The organism is Pseudomonas sp. F-14 TE3623, from assembly GCF_053629015.1.
This window is the reverse complement of sequence record NZ_JBRJHM010000001.1, coordinates 5,820,856-5,838,437: the sequence shown is the minus strand read 5'-3', so window position 1 is coordinate 5,838,437 and position 17,582 is coordinate 5,820,856. Positions and strand designations below refer to the sequence as shown.

The window sequence follows — 17,582 nt, the reverse complement described above, 5'->3', positions numbered from 1 at the left end:
ACGGCCCGCCAGTCAGACTGGCGGGCCGTTTGTTTTACATCGACAGAATCAACCGGCCAGCGAACAGAATCAGGATCACCCCCATGGTTCGTTCGAACCAGTGCCCCATACGCATGAACAGCAATCGCACCCGGGCGCTGGAAAAAAACAGCGCCACGATCACGAACCACAAGGCATTCACGAAACACATCCACAGCCCGTACAGCGCCTGAATCTGCAACGGTGTAGTGGCGCTGATGATGGTCGTGAAGATTGCCAGAAAGAACAGGGTGGCCTTGGGGTTGGTGGCATTGGTCAGAAACCCCGTGCTGAAGGCCTTGAACAAGGTCTGCCGTTCAGCTGACGCTTCTGCACCCTTGTCGCCTTCAATTGCCGATTTGGGTTTGCTGCGTATCAGGCTCACGCCGAGGTACAAAATGTAGGCGCCCCCCACAACCTTGGCCACCGTCAACAACCAGGGTGTGGTGTGCATCAGCGCACCGACGCCGAGCAAGGTGTAAAGCACATGCACGGAAATGCCCGCGCCGATGCCCAGCGCCGTGCAAATCCCCACTAAGCGGCCGAAACGCACGCTTTGGCGGATGGTTACGGCGAAGTCCGGTCCGGGAGCGACCACGGCCAGAAAGTGGATCGTTGCCAGCGCCAGAAACTCGCCCAGGTAATTCGAAAACATCTCAGCTCCAGAAAGTCAGGGGTGAAGCATTGCCGCGATAGCCGACAAAGAAGGAAAGGCTCAATCGCGGATCGTCCACACCCGGGGTGACCGAATGCATGCAGCGCGAATTGAACATGATGAAATCACCCGACTCAGGACGAATCTCCAGGGTTGGAGGGCCGAGCAAGGCCGGGTCGATGCCGTAACTGTCGCCACGCATTTCGTCGAACTGGTCCGGGGAAATGTCGTGGTCCCACATCTGCAACGCGCCGCCCTCGGTCGGCATGTTCAGATAGACGTTGCAGGCGAACTGCGCCTCCAGGCTTTTGGCCTGGAAGCTGTCCGGGGCATCCTTGGCGAAAATGTCGTGATGGGCGAGGAAGCACACCCCGGGTTTCACGACCCGGGATAGCCCTACATACATCTTGCGGCCGTAGAGATTTTCCAGATGCGCCCCCGCCGGCCAAGACTCGTCGAGCATGCAGCGCAACGTATCGACAGGAGAGGAGTAGGGCGCGCAACGGCTGCGCAATTCGGCGATATTGCTGGTGGCGCGCTCGAAGTAATCCTCGATCAGCAGCGGCTGGTTTTCCGCTTCATAAAACGCCATGCCAATGCGACCGATGCTCGGCGCGTTGATGTAACCTTCGAAGCCGGGGGCAAGAATCTTGTCGCCGATCTGGATCGCCAGCGGCCGAGGCAACAAGCCTTTGACGCGGATGGCGAGGACTTCTTCGTTGGCCAGTTTTTGTATGCACGTCTCATCGAGACGCTCGACGTCAAGCATCATGTCTTTAGGTCCATCTATCAGATAGTCAACAGAACCCGCGAACGCAGGTTCCCCCGGCGTCAGGCGATGACGGGGCCGACATCGCCCAAATGCTCAATCCACGCTGTAGTGGACTGACAGCGTTCCCTTTTTCTGTGAAAGGGAAGCGATCGTGACCGTACCCAAATCCTTCAGGCTCCGTACATGGGTGCCGCCGCAGCCGTAGGCGGGCAGTTCACCGAAACCGATTTCCCGGGCGCCTTCGCGCAACGACGTCAGGCGCGGCAGGTCATGGGCGATCCATTGCTTGATGCCGTGTTGAATCGTCTGGGCATCGACCTCCTGCGCGCTATCAGCCGGCTTGAACTGGACACGTCCTTCATCCGGCCAGTGATGAGCCTTGATCGGCATCCAGCCCATCGCCTGGACGAAGTGGCCGATCAGGTGACCCGCCGAATGCATGCGCGTGTTGAACCGGCGTCGTTGCTCGTCGACCCGAATCTGGATCATGCCGAGTTTTACCGGGTGGTCGACGAAGTGGATGATCCGGTCCGGATCCTGAACCACGCGCAGCACCTGGCTTTCGCCGATCCAGCCGGTATCCCAGGGTTGCCCGCCGCCTTGGGGATGAAACAGTGTGGCGCGCAGCACTACTGCGAATTCGTTCTCGTAGGGCGTGCAATCCAGGACTTCCACATTGGCCTTGAGGTCATCACTATGGAAAAAGAGGCGAAGCGTCATATTCCATGCCCTTATTAAAGTTTCTATTTTTATTATATGAACCGTGGAATTGCGTGATAATCCGTTCAATCATCAAAGGACTGTTGCGCTGTGAGCATAAATCTTCCCCTGCCGCTGCTCGGTGAAATGGCGATTTTCGTCAAGGTTGTCGAGACCGGCAGTTTCTCCGAAGCGGCGCGTCAATTAGGTTCTTCACCCTCGGCGGTGAGTCGCAGCATTTCGCGGCTGGAGAAGGCACTCGCCACGCGGCTGCTGCAACGAACCACGCGCAAGCTGCGCCTGAGCGACGGTGGCGAAGAGGTGTTCAAGCGTTGCCAGGAGATGGTCAGCGCGGCGAAGTCGGTGATGGAAATCAGCGGTCAGTTCACCCATGAAGCGGAAGGACTGGTGCGTGTCAGCGTGCCCAAAGCCGTCGGGCGATTCGTGATTCATCCGCACATGCCGGAATTTCTGCGGCGCTATCCCAAAGTGAATGTGGAGTTATTGCTCGAGGACCGTCAGGTGGATCTGATCGACGACAACGTCGATCTGGCGATCCGCATTACCGACCGCCCGCCAGCGGGGCTGGTGGGACGGCAGTTGCTGACCATCGATCATTTGCTCTGTGCAACACCGCAGTACCTGGCCGAACACGGCACGCCAACTCATCCCCACGACTTACTCAACCACAGCTGCATCTATCTGGGCGAAACCCCGAGCGATGCGCGCTGGAAATTCAAGAAAGGCAGCAAAGCCGTGACCGTCGGCGTGCGCGGACGTTATGCCGCCAATCACACGGGCGTGCGACTGGGCGCGGTATTGCAACACATCGGAATCGGCAGCCTGCCGTACTTCACCGCCCGTTATGCGCTGGAACAAGGGCTGATCGTGCAGGTACTGCCGGACTGGACTTTTCTGGCGTCCTACCACGGAGGCGCCTGGCTGCTGCATTCGCCAACCCGCTATCTACCGCCCAAGTTACGGGTGTTGATCGACTATCTGGTGGAATGCCTGGAGAAGGAGCCAACCTTGAGCAGGCCGGGCAAGCCAAGTGCATTGGGCACGGTTGCGGTGGCGTATGAGTTGCCGGAGAGTGATGGGTTGCTTTGACGGGCCCTTTCGCGAGCAAGCCCGCTCCCACATTGGATCTTCAGTGGACACAGATTCTGTGTACGACAGAAATCCAATGTGGGAGCGGGCTTGCTCGCGAAGACGGCAGCCCAAACACCACATCACTCGGCAAATGCCACAAAAAAGGCCCGCATATTCAACCATGCGGGCCTTTTGCATTACTGACTGTGGGATCAGTGCTTGCTGTCCTGGTTCGACATCGCCAGCAGCTGTTTTTCCTGATTCCAGTCGAACGGTTCGTCGTTCTGTTCGGCTTCGAAGCGACGTTCTTCAAGGGCCTGGTACAGGTCGATTTCATCATCGGGCATGTAATGCAGGCAGTCGCCGGCGAAGTACCACAGCAGGTCGCGCGGAACCAGGTGGGCGATTTGCGGATAACGAGTGATCACCTGACACAGAATGTCCTGGCCCAGGTATTGGCTTTCGATCGGGTCGACCGGCAGCAATGCACGCAGTTCGTCGAAGCGCTCCAGGAACAAGGCATGGCTTTCTTCGGGAACCTGTTCGGCCTCACCTACGGCGACCAGGATGCTGCGCAGGTGGTCGAGCAAGACGAGATGATCGGCAACGACGTTGGACACGAGATAAGTCCTCAAGAGCAAAACGGGCGCGAGAGTATAAAGCTCCTGCGCCCCTTTTTCACATGGTAAAGAGCCCCCATGATAGCGAGAAGACACACGGTCTGCTGGATCAGCGAACCTTGCCTTTGGCCAATACCAGCTCCTTGGGGTCGAAATCATCGACATCGATCACCTTGCGTCGTGCCACTTCTGCCTCGCGCAAAGTCTGGGCTTCAACCGGTTGCAAGACGCCGGCCTCCAGGGCGGTATCGATGACAGATTCTCCGAGAGTGGGTTTGACCTGGCGACTTTTCAGCGCCGTATTGAGTTTTTTCTGTAGCGGTTTGGCGGCGTTCAGCAAATCGCAGGCGTGCTGCAGAGCACCGACCGAGTCTTCTGGTGATTGCGGGCGATAGCAGCCCCCCAGTAACTCCTCAAGCGTTGGATCGCCCTTGGGACGGCCGATGACGGCTGCGACGTTGGCCGCCAGTCTGTCCGACGGGCCTCTGTGGCGACGACCGAACGGAAACACCATCACCCGCAGCAGGCATCCAAGCACCTTGTTCGGGAAGTTGGTCAGCAGTTCGTCCAGCGCACGTTCGGACTGGCCGAGGCTCTCTTCCATGGCCCAGGCGAACAGCGGGTGCATATGCTCGGGCGAATCGAGATCGTGATAACGCTTGAGTGCGCCGGAGGCCAGATACAGATGGCTGAGTACATCACCCAGACGTGCGGACAGCCGTTCGCGGCGTTTGAGTTCACCGCCCAGCAGCATCATGCTCAGGTCTGCCACCAGGGCAAAGGCCGCGGCTTGGCGGTTGAGGGCGCGGAAATAGCCTTGGCTGAGTTTGTCCCCGGGCATGTGTTCGAAATGCCCGAGGCCGAGGTTCAGCACCAGGGTGCTGGCAGCATTGCACACAGCAAAACCAATGTGGTCGAGCAGCAATGCGTCGAATTCGACCAGTGCCTGTTGTTTGTCTTCGCGATGGGCGAGGGCCATCTCCTTGAGTACGAACGGATGGCAGCGAATAGCACCCTGGCCGAAGATCATCAAACTGCGTGTCAGGATGTTCGCACCTTCGACCGTGACGGCAATAGGTGCACCTTGCCAGTTACGCCCCAGGTAGTTGTTCGGACCCATGATGATGGCCCTGCCGCCGTGAACATCCATGGCGTGGCTGATGCATTCGCGGCCGCGTTCGGAGAGGTGGTATTTGATAATGGCCGAGGGTACCGACGGCTTTTCGCCGAGGTCGACCGCGTTGGCGGTGAGCATCCGTGCGCTGTCCATCAGCCAGGTGCTGCCGGCGATCCGCGCCAGTGCTTCCTGAATCCCTTCGAAGGCTGACAGCGGTGCGTTGAATTGTTCGCGAACCTGCGCGTATTGGCCTGTCACCAGACTGGTGAACTTACCCGCAGCGGTACCGATGGCAGGCAGCGAAATGGAACGCCCGACTGACAGGCAGTTCATCAGCATCATCCAGCCTTCACCGAGCATCTCCTGACCGCCGATGATGAATTCCAGCGGTACGAACACATCCTTGCCGGAATTCGGGCCGTTCATGAACGAGGCGCCCAGCGGCAGGTGACGGCGACCGATTTCTACACCGGGGGTCTGGCTCGGAATCAAGGCGAGGCTGATGCCCAGGTCGACTTTGTCGCCCAGTAGATGATCCGGGTCATAGGCCTTGAAGGCCAGGCCGATCAAGGTCGCCACCGGGCCGAGGGTGATGTAGCGCTTTTCCCAGTTCAGACGCAGGCCGAGGGTTTCTTTGCCTTCCCATTCACCTTTGCAGATCACCCCGGTGTCGGTCATCCCGCCGACGTTGGAGCCCGCCATCGGGCCTGTCAGGGCAAAGCAGGGGATATCGTCGCCACGGGCCAGCCGTGGCAGGTAATGATTGCGCTGTTCGTCAGTGCCGTAATGCAGCAGCAGTTCCGCGGGGCCGAGGGAGTTGGGCACCATGACGGTCGACGCCAGGTCGCCGCTGCGGGTGGCCAGTTTCATCGCCACTTGAGAGTGGGCATAGGCCGAGAAGCCTTTGCCTCCGTACTCTTTGGGGATGATCAGGGCAAAAAAGCCATGTTGTTTGATGTGATCCCAAGCCTTGGGCGGCAGATCCAGCAACTGGCCGATCTGCCAATCGCTGACCATCGCGCAGAGCTCTTCGGTCGGGCCATCGATGAAGGCTTGTTCCTCTTCGCTCAGTTGTGCTTTTGGATAGGCCAGCAGCTTGTTCCAGTCCGGGCGGCCGTTGAACAGCTCGCCGTCCCACCAGACCGTGCCAGCTTCAATGGCTTCACGTTCGGTTTGCGACATCGGCGGCAGGTTTTTTTGAAACCAGCTGAACATCGGCGCCGTGAAGAGTTTTCGGCGCAGATCCGGCAGCAACAGGAAAGCGCCCACGGCTGCGAGCATCACCCAGAAAATCAGCATCAGCCAGACGGGGGCATGGCTGAAGATGCCCATCGCCAGCAAATAGACAGCGATGATGCCCAAGGCGGGCAGTGGCGCAGTGCGGCGATGGGCCAGATAGGCAATCCCGACCACCAGAACCAGTATCCACAACAGCAGCATATTCAATTCTCCATGAAGCCAAGGGCAAAACCACTTTCAGAGCTTAGACGGCATCCATAAAAGTGGAGGTCAGAGCGATAGGTCTGAGTTTGTAGGAATCAACGGCTGAAACTTGTCAGTTATTTCGAGGGCAGACGGTTGAGCGCTGTTATCGACAGGGCAGCAAACGCTGATATTTGGCCGAAACGTCGTTATCTCTGTGCTGAAGGTGTCGCTAGACTCGTGGCTTCCCCCAGGAGATTGTTCCCATGCACGCATGTCTGAGCCCCGGCCGCTTCATCGATAGTGACCACCCCTCGGTGGTGGAGTTCGCCGAAAAACATCGTGGCGCCGGGCGCGATCCGCTTGAACAGGCGATCAATCTCTATTACGCAGTGCGCGAGGCCGTGCGCTACAACCCGTACACCTTCAGCCGCGATCCAGAGACCTTGCGCGGCAGCTATGCGCTGGCGGCAGGGGAGAGTTATTGCGTGCCCAAAGCCACGCTGCTAGCAGGTGCAGCCCGGCATTGCGGGATCCCGGCGCGTATCGGTCTGGCGGATGTGCGTAATCATTTGTCGACGCCGCGTCTGCTCGAATTGCTCAAGAGCGATGTGTTCGCCATGCATGGCTACACCGAGTTATATCTGAACGATCGTTGGGTCAAAGCCACGCCGGCTTTTAATCAACAACTCTGCGAACTGTTCAATGTCGCGCCGCTGGAGTTCGACGGGATCAACGACAGCGTGTTCCACCCCTTCAACCGTGACGGCGAGCAACTGATGGAGTACCTGATCGATCACGGCCAGTTCACCGATGTGCCGGAAGCATTCTTTTTCGAACACCTGGAAAAGTGCTATCCGCATCTGTTCGACGAGCAACTGCCGGTGCTGCTGGGTGACATGCAGAGCGATTTGAGTCGCGCCTGATCCGGCGTATGCTGCCTGCGCATTCATCCAAAAAGGGGCGGTCATGCTGAAGATCTGGGGTCGGAAAAATTCGTCGAATGTCAGGAAGCCGTTGTGGGCGGCCGAAGAACTGGGCCTGGCCTATGAAGCCATCGATGCCGGCGGCGCCTTTGGCGTGGTCGACACGCCTGAGTACCGCGCGATGAATCCCAACGGCCGCGTGCCGGTGATCGAAGACGACGGTTTCGTGCTGTGGGAATCCAACACCATCGTCCGTTATCTGATGGCCCGTCATGCCAGCGATACGGCTTGGTATCCGACAGATCTGCAGGCCCGTGCTTCGGCGGAAAAGTGGATGGACTGGACCACCTCAAGTTTTGCCGCCCCGTTTCGCACGGTGTTCTGGGGCGTGTTGCGCACTCCGGAAGACCAGCAGGACTGGCCGGCCATCAAGGCCGCGATCAAAGAGTGCGACGGTCTGCTGTCGATGGCCGATCAAGCGCTGGCGGCCAAACCGTACCTGTCCGGCGATGAGATCGGCATGGGCGACATCCCATTGGGCTGCTTCATTTATGCCTGGTTCGAGATGCCGATCGAGCGTGCGCCGCAGCCTCATTTGCAGGCCTGGTACGAGCGCCTGAAACAACGTCCGGCGTATCGCAAAGCCGTCATGACCGCGTTGACTTAATACTCACTATCGACACGCTTGACTGTACTTGTGCGGCAGCGACAAGCACCATTGCGCTCATGCGCCGCGGTTGCATTGCTCGCCGCCCGCGCTTATTTATTCCTTTCTTCCCTTCTTGGTGCGTAAATCCGATATGAGTTCCGCTCTGTCCATCCGGCAGCTAACCAAAACCTACGGCAACGGTTTCCAGGCCTTGAGTGGTATCGATCTGGACGTCGCCGAAGGTGACTTTTTCGCCTTGCTCGGCCCCAACGGCGCCGGCAAATCCACGACTATCGGCATTCTCTCGACCCTGGTGAACAAGACCAGCGGAACAGTGAATATCTTCGGTCATGACCTGGACAATGAACCGGCGGCGCTCAAGCGCTGCATTGGTGTGGTGCCCCAGGAATTCAATTTCAACCAGTTCGAAAAGACGTTCGACATTGTCGTGACCCAGGCCGGTTACTACGGCATTCCGCCGAAAATCGCCAAGGAACGCGCCGAGCAGTACCTGACCCAACTGGGCCTGTGGGACAAACGCGATGTGCCGTCGCGCTCCTTGTCCGGCGGCATGAAGCGCCGACTGATGATCGCCCGTGCTCTGGTTCACGAACCGCGCCTGCTGATCCTCGACGAACCGACGGCGGGAGTAGACATCGAATTGCGTCGCTCGATGTGGACCTTCCTCACCGAACTGAACAAGAAAGGCATCACTATCATCCTCACCACTCACTACCTGGAAGAGGCTGAGCAGTTGTGCCGCAACATCGGCATCATCGACCACGGCACCATTGTCGAGAACACCAGCATGAAGCAGTTGCTCAGCCAACTGCATGTCGAAACCTTCCTGCTGGATTTGAAGAACACCTTGCAAGTGGCCCCGCAGTTGCTCGGTTACCCAACCAAACTGATCGACAGTCATACCCTGGAAGTCCAGGTCGACAAGGCCATGGGCATTACCGCGCTGTTTACCCAATTGGCGCAGCAGAACATCGAAGTGTTGAGCCTGCGTAACAAAACCAATCGCCTCGAGGAGTTGTTCGTGTCCCTGGTGGAGAAGAATCTGTCGAAGGTGGCGGTATGAGTTCCGAGCTGCAACCCAACCTCGTTGCCCTCAATACCATCGTCTACCGTGAGGTCAAGCGCTTCACCCGGATCTGGCCGCAGACCTTGCTGCCGCCGGCCATCACCATGGTTCTGTACTTCGTTATCTTCGGCAACCTGATCGGTCGGCAGATCGGCGACATGGGTGGCTTCACTTACATGGAGTACATCGTGCCGGGGCTGATCATGATGTCGGTGATCACCAACTCCTACGGCAACGTGGTGTCGAGTTTCTTTGGCAGCAAGTTCCAGCGTTCCATCGAAGAACTGATGGTGTCGCCGGTGTCACCGCATACGATTCTGATCGGCTACACCCTGGGCGGCGTGCTGCGCGGGTTGATGGTCGGGATCATCGTGACCCTGCTGTCGCTGTTCTTCACTCAATTGCAGGTGCATCACCTGGGCGTGACCGTTCTTGTGGTGGTGCTGACGGCGACGATCTTCTCGCTGCTGGGTTTCATCAACGCGGTATTTGCGCGCAACTTCGATGATATCTCGATCATCCCGACATTCGTGCTGACGCCGTTGACGTACCTGGGCGGGGTGTTCTATTCGATCAGCTTGCTGCCACCGTTTTGGCAGACTGTGTCGCTGGCCAACCCGGTGCTGCACATGGTCAACGCTTTCCGTTACGGCATTCTCGGTGTGTCGGATATCAGGATCAGCGTGGCGATTACCTTCATGCTCATTGCGACTGTTGTGCTGTACATCGGTTGTGCGCGGTTGCTGGTGAGTGGGCGCGGGATGCGTACCTAAAGAAAACCGCGTCGCCTGCATCGCGAGCAAGCTCGCTCCCACATTGGTTTTGTGTCGATCGTAAAGTAGATGGGCAACGCCAAACAGTGTGGGAGCGAGCCTGCTCGCGATGGCGTGAACACAAACACCGCAAAAAAAACGGCCTCCCAAGCGGAGGCCGTTTTTCATTCTCACATTCGACTTTTCTTACGCCGCTTCCACTGCCGACTCACCCACCAGCGCCAATACATCATCACCAGGCAATAGGCGAGGGCACCCAGCACCAGCCCCGTGACCACCGAGCCGAGCAAGAACGGTTGCCACAGGCTCGAGAGTTCGCCGCTGATCCATTCCCAAGTCAACTCATCCGGCAGGCTGCGGGCGGGGACGTCCATCAGCCAGGCACCGGTCTGGTAAGTGCAGAAGAACACCGCCGGCATGGTGATCGGGTTGGTCAGCCAGACCAGGCTGACGGCAATCGGCATGTTGCCGCGCACCACAATCGCAAGGATGGCCGCCAACAGCATCTGCAACGGGATGGGCAGGAACGCCGCGAACAGACCGACCGCCATGGCCCGCGCGACGGAGTGGCGATTGAGGTGCCAGAGGTTCGGGTCATGCAGCAGGGTGCCGAGAAAGCGTAAGGATTTGTGTTCCCTGATGCTGGTCGGGTCTGGCATGTAACGTTTGAATAAGCGCCGGGGCATAAGGCTTCTCGGTCGGTTCAGGCGGCAAGTATGTCTGGATTCTACGAACCGCCCATTCAGACTTTGTGACAATTGATAACGACAGACGTGCGACGGACCGGCTAAGCCTAGGGCGGGGACTCTCAAGGACGGGCTTATGCGCACAGGGATGATGGCGCTGGCGTTGGGTCTGCTGGCCCTGCGTTTTTTACCGGTATTACCGCCGGCGGGATTGTGGCTGTTGTTGTCGGTAGTGGGTTTGATGTTGCTGCCGTTTCGCACCTTTCCCCTGGCATTTTTTCTGTTCGGTCTCAGTTGGGCGGGCGCGAATGCACAGTGGGCGCTGAATGATCGCCTGGCGCTGAATCTCGATGGCGAGACTCGCTGGGTCGAAGGTCGTGTGACCGGGTTGCCGCAGCAGGCCGAGGGCGTAGTGCGTTTCGAACTGACGGACAGTCAGTCGCGTCGCACCAGACTGCCTCGGCACCTGCGCCTGGCCTGGTATGGCGGGCCGCCCGTCAACAGCGGTGAGCATTGGCGGCTGGCGGTCAAATTGAAGCGTCCTGTCGGGTTGCTCAACCCGCATGCGTTCGATTACGACGCCTGGTTACTGGCCCGGCACATCGGCGCCACCGGGACCGTCAAAGATGGCCAGCGACTGATGGAAGCACAGTGGGCCTGGCGCGACGGCATCCGTCAGCGTTTGCAGGCCGTGGATGCCCAAGGGCAAACGGGGGCGCTGACGGCGTTGGTGCTGGGGGATGGCGCCGGGCTGAGTCGTGAGGACTGGCAGGTGCTGCAAGACACCGGCACCGTGCATTTGTTGGTGATTTCCGGGCAGCACATTGGTTTGCTGGCGGGCGTGATGTATCTGCTGATTGTCGGGTTGGCGCGTTATGGCTTATGGCCCAAGCGCTTGCCGTGGTTGCCATGGGCATGCGGATTGGCGTTCGCGGCGGCCCTCGGTTATGGGCTGCTGGCCGGCTTCGAAGTGCCGGTGCGGCGGGCCTGCCTGATGATCGGTCTGGTGCTGTTATGGCGACTACGGTTTCGTCACCTCGGCGCATGGTGGCCGCTGTTGCTGGCCCTTGACGGTGTTTTGCTGCTGGACCCGCTGGCGAGCCTGCAACCGGGTTTCTGGTTGTCCTTTGCGGCGGTGGCGGTGCTGATTTTTACCTTTGGCGGGCGATTGGGTGCGTGGCGCTGGTGGCAAACCTGGACCCGCGCCCAATGGCTGATCGCAATCGGTCTGTGCCCGCTGCTGTTGGTGCTGGGGTTGCCGATCAGTCTCAGCGGGCCGCTGGCCAATTTGCTGGCGGTGCCCTGGGTCAGCCTGGTGGTCCTGCCGCCGGCTTTGCTTGGGACGATGTTGTTGCCCGTTCCTTATGTGGGCGAAGGATTGCTGTGGTTGGCTGGCGGTCTGATCGATCTTTTGTTCAAGGGATTGGCGCTGATCGCCGGGCAATTGCCCGCGTGGGTGCCGGTGGCGGTCCCGTTGTGGGTATGGGCGCTCGGCACGCAGGGGGCCTTTCTACTGTTACTGCCGCGAGGCGTGCCGTTGCGCCCGCTGGGCTGGCCGATGTTGCTGTTACTGGTTTTTGCGCCCCGGCACACGTTGCCTGAAGGCATGGCTGAGGTCTGGCAGCTGGATGTCGGTCAGGGTTTGGCAATCCTGGTGCGTACCCGTCATCACACCTTGCTGTATGACGCCGGGCCACGGTTCGGCGATATCGACCTGGGAGAGCGGGTGGTGCTGCCATCATTGCGCAAACTGGGCGTGAACGGCATTGATCTGATGCTGATCAGCCATGCCGATGCCGATCACGCCGGCGGTGCGCGAGCGATTGCCAATGGAATACCGGTGAAGCAAATACTGAGTGGCGATCATCTGGCCCTGCCAGACGAACTGCACGCCGAGGGCTGCGAGAGCGGTCAGCAATGGGCCTGGGACGGCGTGAAGTTTCAGCTCTGGCAGTGGCCGTCTGCCAGCGACAGCAATCAGAAATCCTGCGTGTTGCAGATCGAGGCCAACGGCGAGCGGTTGCTGCTGACCGGTGACATCGATGCCGCAGCCGAGCGGGCGCTGCTCGACGGTCCATTGGCGGTGCCGACGGATTGGTTGCAGGCCCCGCACCATGGCAGTCGCAGTTCGTCTTCGGTGGCATTGCTCAGCGCCTTGCAACCCAAAGCGGTATTGATCTCCCGTGGTAACGGCAATTCTTTCGGTCATCCCCATCCCACGGTCGTGGCGCGGTATCAAAAACGTGGTGTGGCGATCTACGACAGCGCCGAGCAAGGTGCCATTCGTCTGCAACTGGGACGCTTCAAGCCGCCGTGGACGATGCTTCAAGAACGGCGCTTCTGGCGCGGTCCGCCACCATCCAGCCAGTAACCCGAACTATCGAAGCCCGACCGGATGCGACATCGCGGTCTTCGGTGCGTCCACCCCCTATGTTAGAGTGGCGCACTTTTCGAGGGGACTGTCACTGTGTGGGAATTGGTCAAATCCGGCGGCTGGATGATGCTGCCGATCATTCTGAGTTCCATCGCCGCCATGGCGATCGTTGCCGAGCGTCTATGGACCCTGCGTGCCAGCCGCGTGACCCCGGAGCACTTGCTCGGGCAGGTCTGGGTCTGGATCAAGGACAAACAACTCAATAAAGAAAAACTCAAGGAACTGCGCGCCAACTCTCCGTTGGGCGAGATTCTGGCTGCCGGTCTGGCAAACTCCAGGCATGGTCGCGAGATCATGAAAGAGTGCATCGAAGAGGCCGCTGCGCGGGTGATTCACGAGCTCGAACGCTATATCAATGCCCTGGGCACCATCGCCGCCATGGCCCCGTTATTGGGGTTGCTGGGTACGGTGCTGGGCATGATCGATATTTTCAGTGCGTTCATGGGCACGGGCATGGGCACCAACGCCTCAGTGCTGGCCGGTGGTATTTCCAAAGCGTTGATCACCACCGCCGCTGGCCTGATGGTCGGCATCCCGGCCGTGTTCTTCCACCGTTTCCTGCAACGCCGCATAGATGAGCTGGTGGTGGGCATGGAGCAGGAAGCGATCAAGCTGGTCGAGGTAGTGCAGGGTGACCGCGACGTGGACCTGGCTGAGGGCAAAGCGTGAAATTCCGTCGTAAACCACGGGAAACGATAGACATCAACCTCGCGTCGTTGATCGACGTGGTGTTTATCCTGCTGCTGTTTTTCGTCGTGACCACCACTTTCACCCGTGAAACCCAGTTGCGCGTCGACTTGCCGGAAGCGGTCAGCGGTTCCCCGGCCGAAGACCAGCAGGCCAAACAACTGGACATCGCCATCAGCGCCGAGGGGGTGTTTTCGGTCAACAACCACTTGTTGCCCAAGAATGACCTGACCAGCCTGATGGAAGCGCTACAGAAAGAATCCAATGGCGACACCAACCTGCCATTGTCCATCAGCGCCGATGGCAAGACCCCCCATCAGTCCGTCATCACCGCGATGGATGCTGCCGGCAAGCTCGGTTTCAGTCACTTGCGCATGACCACTGTCGAGGCGGCGCCGGCGTCCTGATGGCCATGTCCGATCGATTGCTCGCTGCGTGGTACGAAGGCCATCCGGCGCTGAAGCTGTTGCAGCCTCTGGAATGGCTGTATCGACGCGTGGTTACCGGCAAGCGCAAGCGCTTTTTGGCCGGCGAAGGCGAGATTTATCAGCCGCCGGTGCCGCTGATCGTGGTCGGCAACATCACCGTGGGCGGCACCGGCAAGACACCGCTGATTCTGTGGATGATCGAGCATTGCCAGCGCAGCGGGCTGCGGGTCGGCGTGGTCAGCCGTGGTTACGGCGCCAAACCTGCGCAATTGCCGTGGCGGGTCAAGGCGGATCAAAGCGCGGACGTGGCGGGTGATGAACCGCTGTTGATCGTCCAGCGCACCGGCGTGCCGCTGATGATTGACCCGGACCGCAGTCGCGCAGTCAAAGCCTTGCTGGCGAGCGAGCCGCTGGACCTGATCCTCTCCGACGACGGCATGCAGCATTACCGGCTGGCCCGGCACCTGGAACTGGTGCTGATCGATGCCGCCCGGGGTCTGGGCAACCAGCGTTGCCTGCCGGCCGGGCCGTTGCGCGAACCGATCGAGCGCCTGCAAAGTGTCGATGCAGTGCTTTACAACGGTGCCACGGCCGACCGCATCGACGGTTTTGCCTTCCAGCTGCAACCCACCGCGCTGGTCAATCTGCAAAGCGGCGAACGCCGGCCTCTCGACCACTTCCCCGCAGGCCAGGCCATTCACGCCGTGGCCGGGATCGGCAATCCCCAGCGTTTCTTCACGACCCTCGAAACGCTACACTGGCGGCCAGTGCCGCATGCATTTGCCGACCACGCCGAATACAGTGTGCAGGCCTTGAATTTCACACCGTCATTGCCAATGGTGATGACGGAAAAAGACGCGGTGAAGTGCCGTGCCTTCGCCGCCGCCGATTGGTGGTACCTGGCGGTCGATGCTGCGCCGTCGCCGGCCTTCGTGGTCTGGTTCGATACGCAGCTGATACGCCTGTTGCCGGCTCGTCTTTTGCCTTAACTCCGTTTCTATCCAGGGAATGTTCATGGACACCAAATTGCTCGATATCCTCGCTTGCCCGATCTGCAAAGGTCCGCTCAAGCTCAGCGCCGACAAAACCGAGCTGATCAGCAAGGGCGCTGGCCTCGCATACCCGATTCGCGACGGCATTCCGGTGATGCTCGAAAGTGAAGCGCGCACCCTGACCACCGACGAGCGTCTGGATAAATGACCACAGCCTTTACCGTTGTCATTCCATCGCGCTACGCCTCCACCCGTCTGCCGGGCAAACCCCTGCTGCTGATCGCCGGCAAGCCGATGATTCAGCATGTCTGGGAACAAGCGAGCAAAAGCAGCGCCCAGCGTGTGGTCGTGGCCACTGACGATGCGCGCATTGTCGAGGCCTGCAAAAGCTTTGGTGCCGAAGTGGTGCTGACGCGCGAAGACCACAATTCCGGCACCGATCGTCTGGCCGAAGTCGCGGCAAAACTGGGCCTGGCTCCGGACGCCATCGTGGTCAACGTTCAGGGCGACGAGCCATTGATTCCGCCGAGCGTGATCGATCAGGTCGCCGCCAACCTGGCCGTCCACACCGAAGCGCGCATGGCCACCCTGGCCGAGCCGATCGAAGACGTGGAAACTCTGTTCAACCCCAACGTGGTCAAGGTGGTCAGTGACCTCAATGGCCTGGCGCTGACGTTCAGTCGTGCCACCTTGCCGTGGGCTCGCGACGCGTTCGCCAAGAGCCGCGAGCAATTGCCGGAAGGTGTGCCATATCGCCGCCACATCGGCATTTATGCCTATCGCGCCGGTTTTCTGCATGACTTTGTCACTTGGGGCCCGTGCTGGCTGGAAAACACCGAGTCTCTGGAGCAACTGCGGGCGCTCTGGCACGGCGTACGGATTCACGTTGCCGATGCGCTGATCGCCCCGCCTACCGGCGTCGATACCATTGAAGACCTCGAGCGCGTTCGTCGCTTGCTGGAGGCCTGATGCGGGTTCTGTTCGTCTGCCTGGGCAATATCTGCCGATCCCCGACGGCCGAAGGCGTGCTTCGGCACAAGCTGCGTGAGGCGGGGCTGGCCGATCAAGTCGAAGTGGCTTCCGCCGGCACTGGTGACTGGCACGTCGGCAAGGCCCCGGACAAGCGCAGCCAGGCCGCGGCCAAGTTGCGCGGTTATGACTTGTCGGCCCAGCGTGCGCAGCAAGTCAGCCGTGCCGATTTCGCCGCTTACGACCTGATTCTGGCGATGGACAACAGCAACCTGCGCCATCTCAAGGCCCTGCAACCGGCCAAGTGCAAGGCCGAGCTGGATCTGTTCCTGCGTCGCTTCCAGTCGGAAATCGATGAAGTACCGGACCCTTATCACGACAGCGACCAGGGGTTCGAAACGGTACTGGACCTGATCGAGCGCGCCAGCGATTTGCTGGTGATCGAATTGAAGGGCCGGTTATGAGTTTTCGGGTGCAATCTCAGGTTTCGCTCAAGCCGTTCAACAGCTTTGGCGTGGATGTTCAGGCCCGGCTGTTTGCCGAGGCCCATAGCGATGCTGACGTGCGCGAAGCCCTGGCCTATGGGTTGGAACATGATGTGCCCGTGCTGGTGATTGGTGGCGGCAGCAATTTGCTGCTGACCGCTGATGTGCAGGCACTGGTGCTGCGCATGGCCACACGGGGGATTCGCCTGCTGAGCGATGACGGCAACCAGGTGGTGATCGAAGCCGAGGCGGGCGAGCCGTGGCATCCGTTTGTGCAGCACACGCTGGTGCAAGGGTTGTCGGGGCTGGAGAACCTCAGCCTGATTCCCGGCACCGTAGGCGCGGCACCGATGCAGAACATCGGCGCTTACGGCGTCGAGATCAAAGACGTTTTTGCCGGCCTGACGGCCCTTGATCGCCAAACCGGCGAGTTGCGGGACTTCACGCTGGCCGAGTGCAACTTTGCCTACCGTGACAGCCTGTTCAAACAGGAGCCGGGGCGTTGGTTGATCTTGCGGGTGCGTTTCACCCTCAATCGCACCGCTCACCTGCACCTGGAATACGGTCCGGTTCGCCAGCGCCTGACGTCGCTAGGCATCGATCACCCGACGCCTACCGATGTCAGTCAGGCCATTTGCAGCATTCGCAACGAAAAGCTCCCGGACCCGGCGGTGCTCGGCAATGCCGGCAGCTTCTTCAAGAATCCCTTGGTGTCGGCGACATTGGTGGCGCAACTCAAGGAGCAGTACCCGGAGCTGGTGGCCTACGCGCAACCTGACGGGCAAATGAAGCTGGCGGCGGGCTGGCTGATCGAACGGGCCGGCTGGAAAGGCTTTCGCGACGGTGATGCCGGTGTGCATAAATTACAGGCGCTGGTGCTGGTCAACTACGGCACCGCAACGGGCCTGCAATTGCTGAACCTGGCGCAGCGTATTCAGAAAGACATTGCAGAGCGTTTCAAGGTCGACCTGGAAATGGAACCCAATCGGTATTGAGGCTACGCTTCAAGCTGATTCCAAAGCCCTGCACATCTTCAGATGTGCAGGGCTTTTTTGTTAATGCTGGGTTAAC

Annotated in this window: 19 protein-coding genes; 13 read left to right on the top strand and 6 right to left on the bottom strand. The window is 59.7% G+C overall.

Annotated features, from left to right (window positions below):
- Window positions 1-34: 34 nt before the first annotated feature.
- The 3 genes from AB7M29_RS27090 to AB7M29_RS27080 form a co-directional block, all read right to left on the bottom strand.
- Window positions 35-673: a LysE family translocator gene (locus AB7M29_RS27090; protein WP_052964877.1), complete on the bottom strand. Its 639-nt coding sequence runs from the start codon at window positions 671-673 to the stop codon at window positions 35-37.
- 1 nt (window position 674) lies between these two features.
- Entirely contained in the window at window positions 675-1,445 is a 771-nt protein-coding gene (locus tag AB7M29_RS27085) for a 2OG-Fe(II) oxygenase (RefSeq protein WP_052964876.1), read from the bottom strand.
- A gap of 93 nt (window positions 1,446-1,538) precedes the next feature.
- On the bottom strand, window positions 1,539-2,165 hold the full coding sequence (locus tag AB7M29_RS27080) for an alanyl-tRNA editing protein (protein WP_454248411.1): 627 nt from the start codon (window positions 2,163-2,165) through the stop codon (window positions 1,539-1,541).
- A gap of 90 nt (window positions 2,166-2,255) precedes the next feature.
- Here AB7M29_RS27080 and AB7M29_RS27075 point away from each other — a divergent pair, with 90 nt between their 5' ends.
- Window positions 2,256-3,254: a LysR substrate-binding domain-containing protein gene (locus AB7M29_RS27075; protein ID WP_201060630.1), complete on the top strand. Its 999-nt coding sequence runs from the start codon at window positions 2,256-2,258 to the stop codon at window positions 3,252-3,254.
- A 194-nt stretch (window positions 3,255-3,448) separates the two neighbouring features.
- On the opposite strand, the gene AB7M29_RS27070 is transcribed toward AB7M29_RS27075, so the two are convergent.
- Both AB7M29_RS27070 and AB7M29_RS27065 read right to left on the bottom strand, forming a co-directional pair.
- Window positions 3,449-3,856 (bottom strand): PA2817 family protein, encoded by a 408-nt coding sequence (locus AB7M29_RS27070; protein WP_007905217.1) that lies wholly within the window; start codon window positions 3,854-3,856, stop codon window positions 3,449-3,451.
- Between the two features lie 109 nt (window positions 3,857-3,965).
- Window positions 3,966-6,413, bottom strand: a complete 2,448-nt coding sequence (locus tag AB7M29_RS27065; RefSeq protein ID WP_454248410.1) for an acyl-CoA dehydrogenase — start codon at window positions 6,411-6,413, stop codon at window positions 3,966-3,968.
- Window positions 6,414-6,661: 248 nt separating this feature from the next.
- Here AB7M29_RS27065 and AB7M29_RS27060 point away from each other — a divergent pair, with 248 nt between their 5' ends.
- From AB7M29_RS27060 to AB7M29_RS27045, 4 genes are all read left to right on the top strand, one after another.
- Window positions 6,662-7,321, top strand: a complete 660-nt coding sequence (locus AB7M29_RS27060; RefSeq protein ID WP_123723066.1) for a transglutaminase-like domain-containing protein — start codon at window positions 6,662-6,664, stop codon at window positions 7,319-7,321.
- 43 nt (window positions 7,322-7,364) lie between these two features.
- Window positions 7,365-7,988, top strand: a complete 624-nt coding sequence (locus AB7M29_RS27055) for a glutathione S-transferase family protein (RefSeq protein ID WP_123723067.1) — start codon at window positions 7,365-7,367, stop codon at window positions 7,986-7,988.
- Between the two features lie 133 nt (window positions 7,989-8,121).
- Window positions 8,122-9,054, top strand: coding sequence for an ABC transporter ATP-binding protein (locus tag AB7M29_RS27050; protein ID WP_454248409.1), 933 nt, complete (start codon window positions 8,122-8,124; stop codon window positions 9,052-9,054).
- Window positions 9,051-9,830, top strand: coding sequence for an ABC transporter permease (locus AB7M29_RS27045; RefSeq protein WP_030131947.1), 780 nt, complete (start codon window positions 9,051-9,053; stop codon window positions 9,828-9,830). Before AB7M29_RS27050 ends, AB7M29_RS27045 begins: the two co-directional genes overlap by 4 nt.
- Before the next feature lie 170 nt (window positions 9,831-10,000).
- On the opposite strand, the gene AB7M29_RS27040 is transcribed toward AB7M29_RS27045, so the two are convergent.
- On the bottom strand, window positions 10,001-10,516 hold the full coding sequence (locus tag AB7M29_RS27040) for a DUF2062 domain-containing protein (RefSeq protein WP_123723069.1): 516 nt from the start codon (window positions 10,514-10,516) through the stop codon (window positions 10,001-10,003).
- Window positions 10,517-10,652: 136 nt separating this feature from the next.
- Between AB7M29_RS27040 and AB7M29_RS27035 the strand changes: the two genes are divergently transcribed.
- The 8 genes from AB7M29_RS27035 to murB all read left to right on the top strand — a co-directional run bounded on the left by AB7M29_RS27035 (window position 10,653) and on the right by murB (window position 17,506).
- The gene (locus AB7M29_RS27035; RefSeq protein WP_454248408.1) at window positions 10,653-12,887 is read left to right on the top strand and encodes a DNA internalization-related competence protein ComEC/Rec2; all 2,235 of its coding nucleotides are present in this window, start codon (window positions 10,653-10,655) and stop codon (window positions 12,885-12,887) included.
- Between the two features lie 96 nt (window positions 12,888-12,983).
- Window positions 12,984-13,619 carry a MotA/TolQ/ExbB proton channel family protein gene (locus AB7M29_RS27030; protein WP_008067747.1) on the top strand — a complete coding sequence of 212 codons (636 nt, stop codon included), beginning with the start codon at window positions 12,984-12,986 and terminating at the stop codon, window positions 13,617-13,619.
- Window positions 13,616-14,044, top strand: coding sequence for an ExbD/TolR family protein (locus tag AB7M29_RS27025; RefSeq protein ID WP_052964865.1), 429 nt, complete (start codon window positions 13,616-13,618; stop codon window positions 14,042-14,044). The genes AB7M29_RS27030 and AB7M29_RS27025 overlap by 4 nt, the downstream gene beginning before the upstream one ends.
- Entirely contained in the window at window positions 14,044-15,054 is a 1,011-nt protein-coding gene (gene lpxK / locus AB7M29_RS27020) for a tetraacyldisaccharide 4'-kinase (RefSeq protein WP_038982078.1), read from the top strand. The genes AB7M29_RS27025 and lpxK overlap by 1 nt, the downstream gene beginning before the upstream one ends.
- Before the next feature lie 25 nt (window positions 15,055-15,079).
- Window positions 15,080-15,265, top strand: coding sequence for a Trm112 family protein (locus AB7M29_RS27015; protein ID WP_003174668.1), 186 nt, complete (start codon window positions 15,080-15,082; stop codon window positions 15,263-15,265).
- Entirely contained in the window at window positions 15,262-16,026 is a 765-nt protein-coding gene (gene kdsB, locus AB7M29_RS27010) for a 3-deoxy-manno-octulosonate cytidylyltransferase (protein ID WP_454248407.1), read from the top strand. Before AB7M29_RS27015 ends, kdsB begins: the two co-directional genes overlap by 4 nt.
- The gene (locus tag AB7M29_RS27005) at window positions 16,026-16,490 is read left to right on the top strand and encodes a low molecular weight protein-tyrosine-phosphatase (RefSeq protein ID WP_038982080.1); all 465 of its coding nucleotides are present in this window, start codon (window positions 16,026-16,028) and stop codon (window positions 16,488-16,490) included. The genes kdsB and AB7M29_RS27005 overlap by 1 nt, the downstream gene beginning before the upstream one ends.
- On the top strand, window positions 16,487-17,506 hold the full coding sequence (gene murB / locus AB7M29_RS27000) for a UDP-N-acetylmuramate dehydrogenase (RefSeq protein ID WP_038982081.1): 1,020 nt from the start codon (window positions 16,487-16,489) through the stop codon (window positions 17,504-17,506). The genes AB7M29_RS27005 and murB overlap by 4 nt, the downstream gene beginning before the upstream one ends.
- Window positions 17,507-17,582: the final 76 nt, after the last annotated feature.

What these genes read in the sequence shown, in the direction of transcription:
- AB7M29_RS27090 (WP_052964877.1), bottom strand. Translation starts at nt 673, where the DNA reads ATGTTTTCGAATTACCTGGGCGAGTTTCTGGCGCTGGCAACGATCCAC.
- AB7M29_RS27085 (WP_052964876.1), bottom strand. Translation starts at nt 1,445, where the DNA reads ATGATGCTTGACGTCGAGCGTCTCGATGAGACGTGCATACAAAAACTG.
- AB7M29_RS27080 (WP_454248411.1), bottom strand. Translation starts at nt 2,165, where the DNA reads ATGACGCTTCGCCTCTTTTTCCATAGTGATGACCTCAAGGCCAATGTG.
- AB7M29_RS27065 (WP_454248410.1), bottom strand. Translation starts at nt 6,413, where the DNA reads ATGCTGCTGTTGTGGATACTGGTTCTGGTGGTCGGGATTGCCTATCTG.
- AB7M29_RS27060 (WP_123723066.1), top strand. Translation starts at nt 6,662, where the DNA reads ATGCACGCATGTCTGAGCCCCGGCCGCTTCATCGATAGTGACCACCCC.
- AB7M29_RS27055 (WP_123723067.1), top strand. Translation starts at nt 7,365, where the DNA reads ATGCTGAAGATCTGGGGTCGGAAAAATTCGTCGAATGTCAGGAAGCCG.
- AB7M29_RS27050 (WP_454248409.1), top strand. Translation starts at nt 8,122, where the DNA reads ATGAGTTCCGCTCTGTCCATCCGGCAGCTAACCAAAACCTACGGCAAC.
- AB7M29_RS27045 (WP_030131947.1), top strand. Translation starts at nt 9,051, where the DNA reads ATGAGTTCCGAGCTGCAACCCAACCTCGTTGCCCTCAATACCATCGTC.
- AB7M29_RS27040 (WP_123723069.1), bottom strand. Translation starts at nt 10,516, where the DNA reads ATGCCCCGGCGCTTATTCAAACGTTACATGCCAGACCCGACCAGCATC.
- AB7M29_RS27035 (WP_454248408.1), top strand. Translation starts at nt 10,653, where the DNA reads ATGCGCACAGGGATGATGGCGCTGGCGTTGGGTCTGCTGGCCCTGCGT.
- lpxK (WP_038982078.1), top strand. Translation starts at nt 14,044, where the DNA reads ATGGCCATGTCCGATCGATTGCTCGCTGCGTGGTACGAAGGCCATCCG.
- AB7M29_RS27015 (WP_003174668.1), top strand. Translation starts at nt 15,080, where the DNA reads ATGGACACCAAATTGCTCGATATCCTCGCTTGCCCGATCTGCAAAGGT.
- kdsB (WP_454248407.1), top strand. Translation starts at nt 15,262, where the DNA reads ATGACCACAGCCTTTACCGTTGTCATTCCATCGCGCTACGCCTCCACC.
- AB7M29_RS27005 (WP_038982080.1), top strand. Translation starts at nt 16,026, where the DNA reads ATGCGGGTTCTGTTCGTCTGCCTGGGCAATATCTGCCGATCCCCGACG.
- murB (WP_038982081.1), top strand. Translation starts at nt 16,487, where the DNA reads ATGAGTTTTCGGGTGCAATCTCAGGTTTCGCTCAAGCCGTTCAACAGC.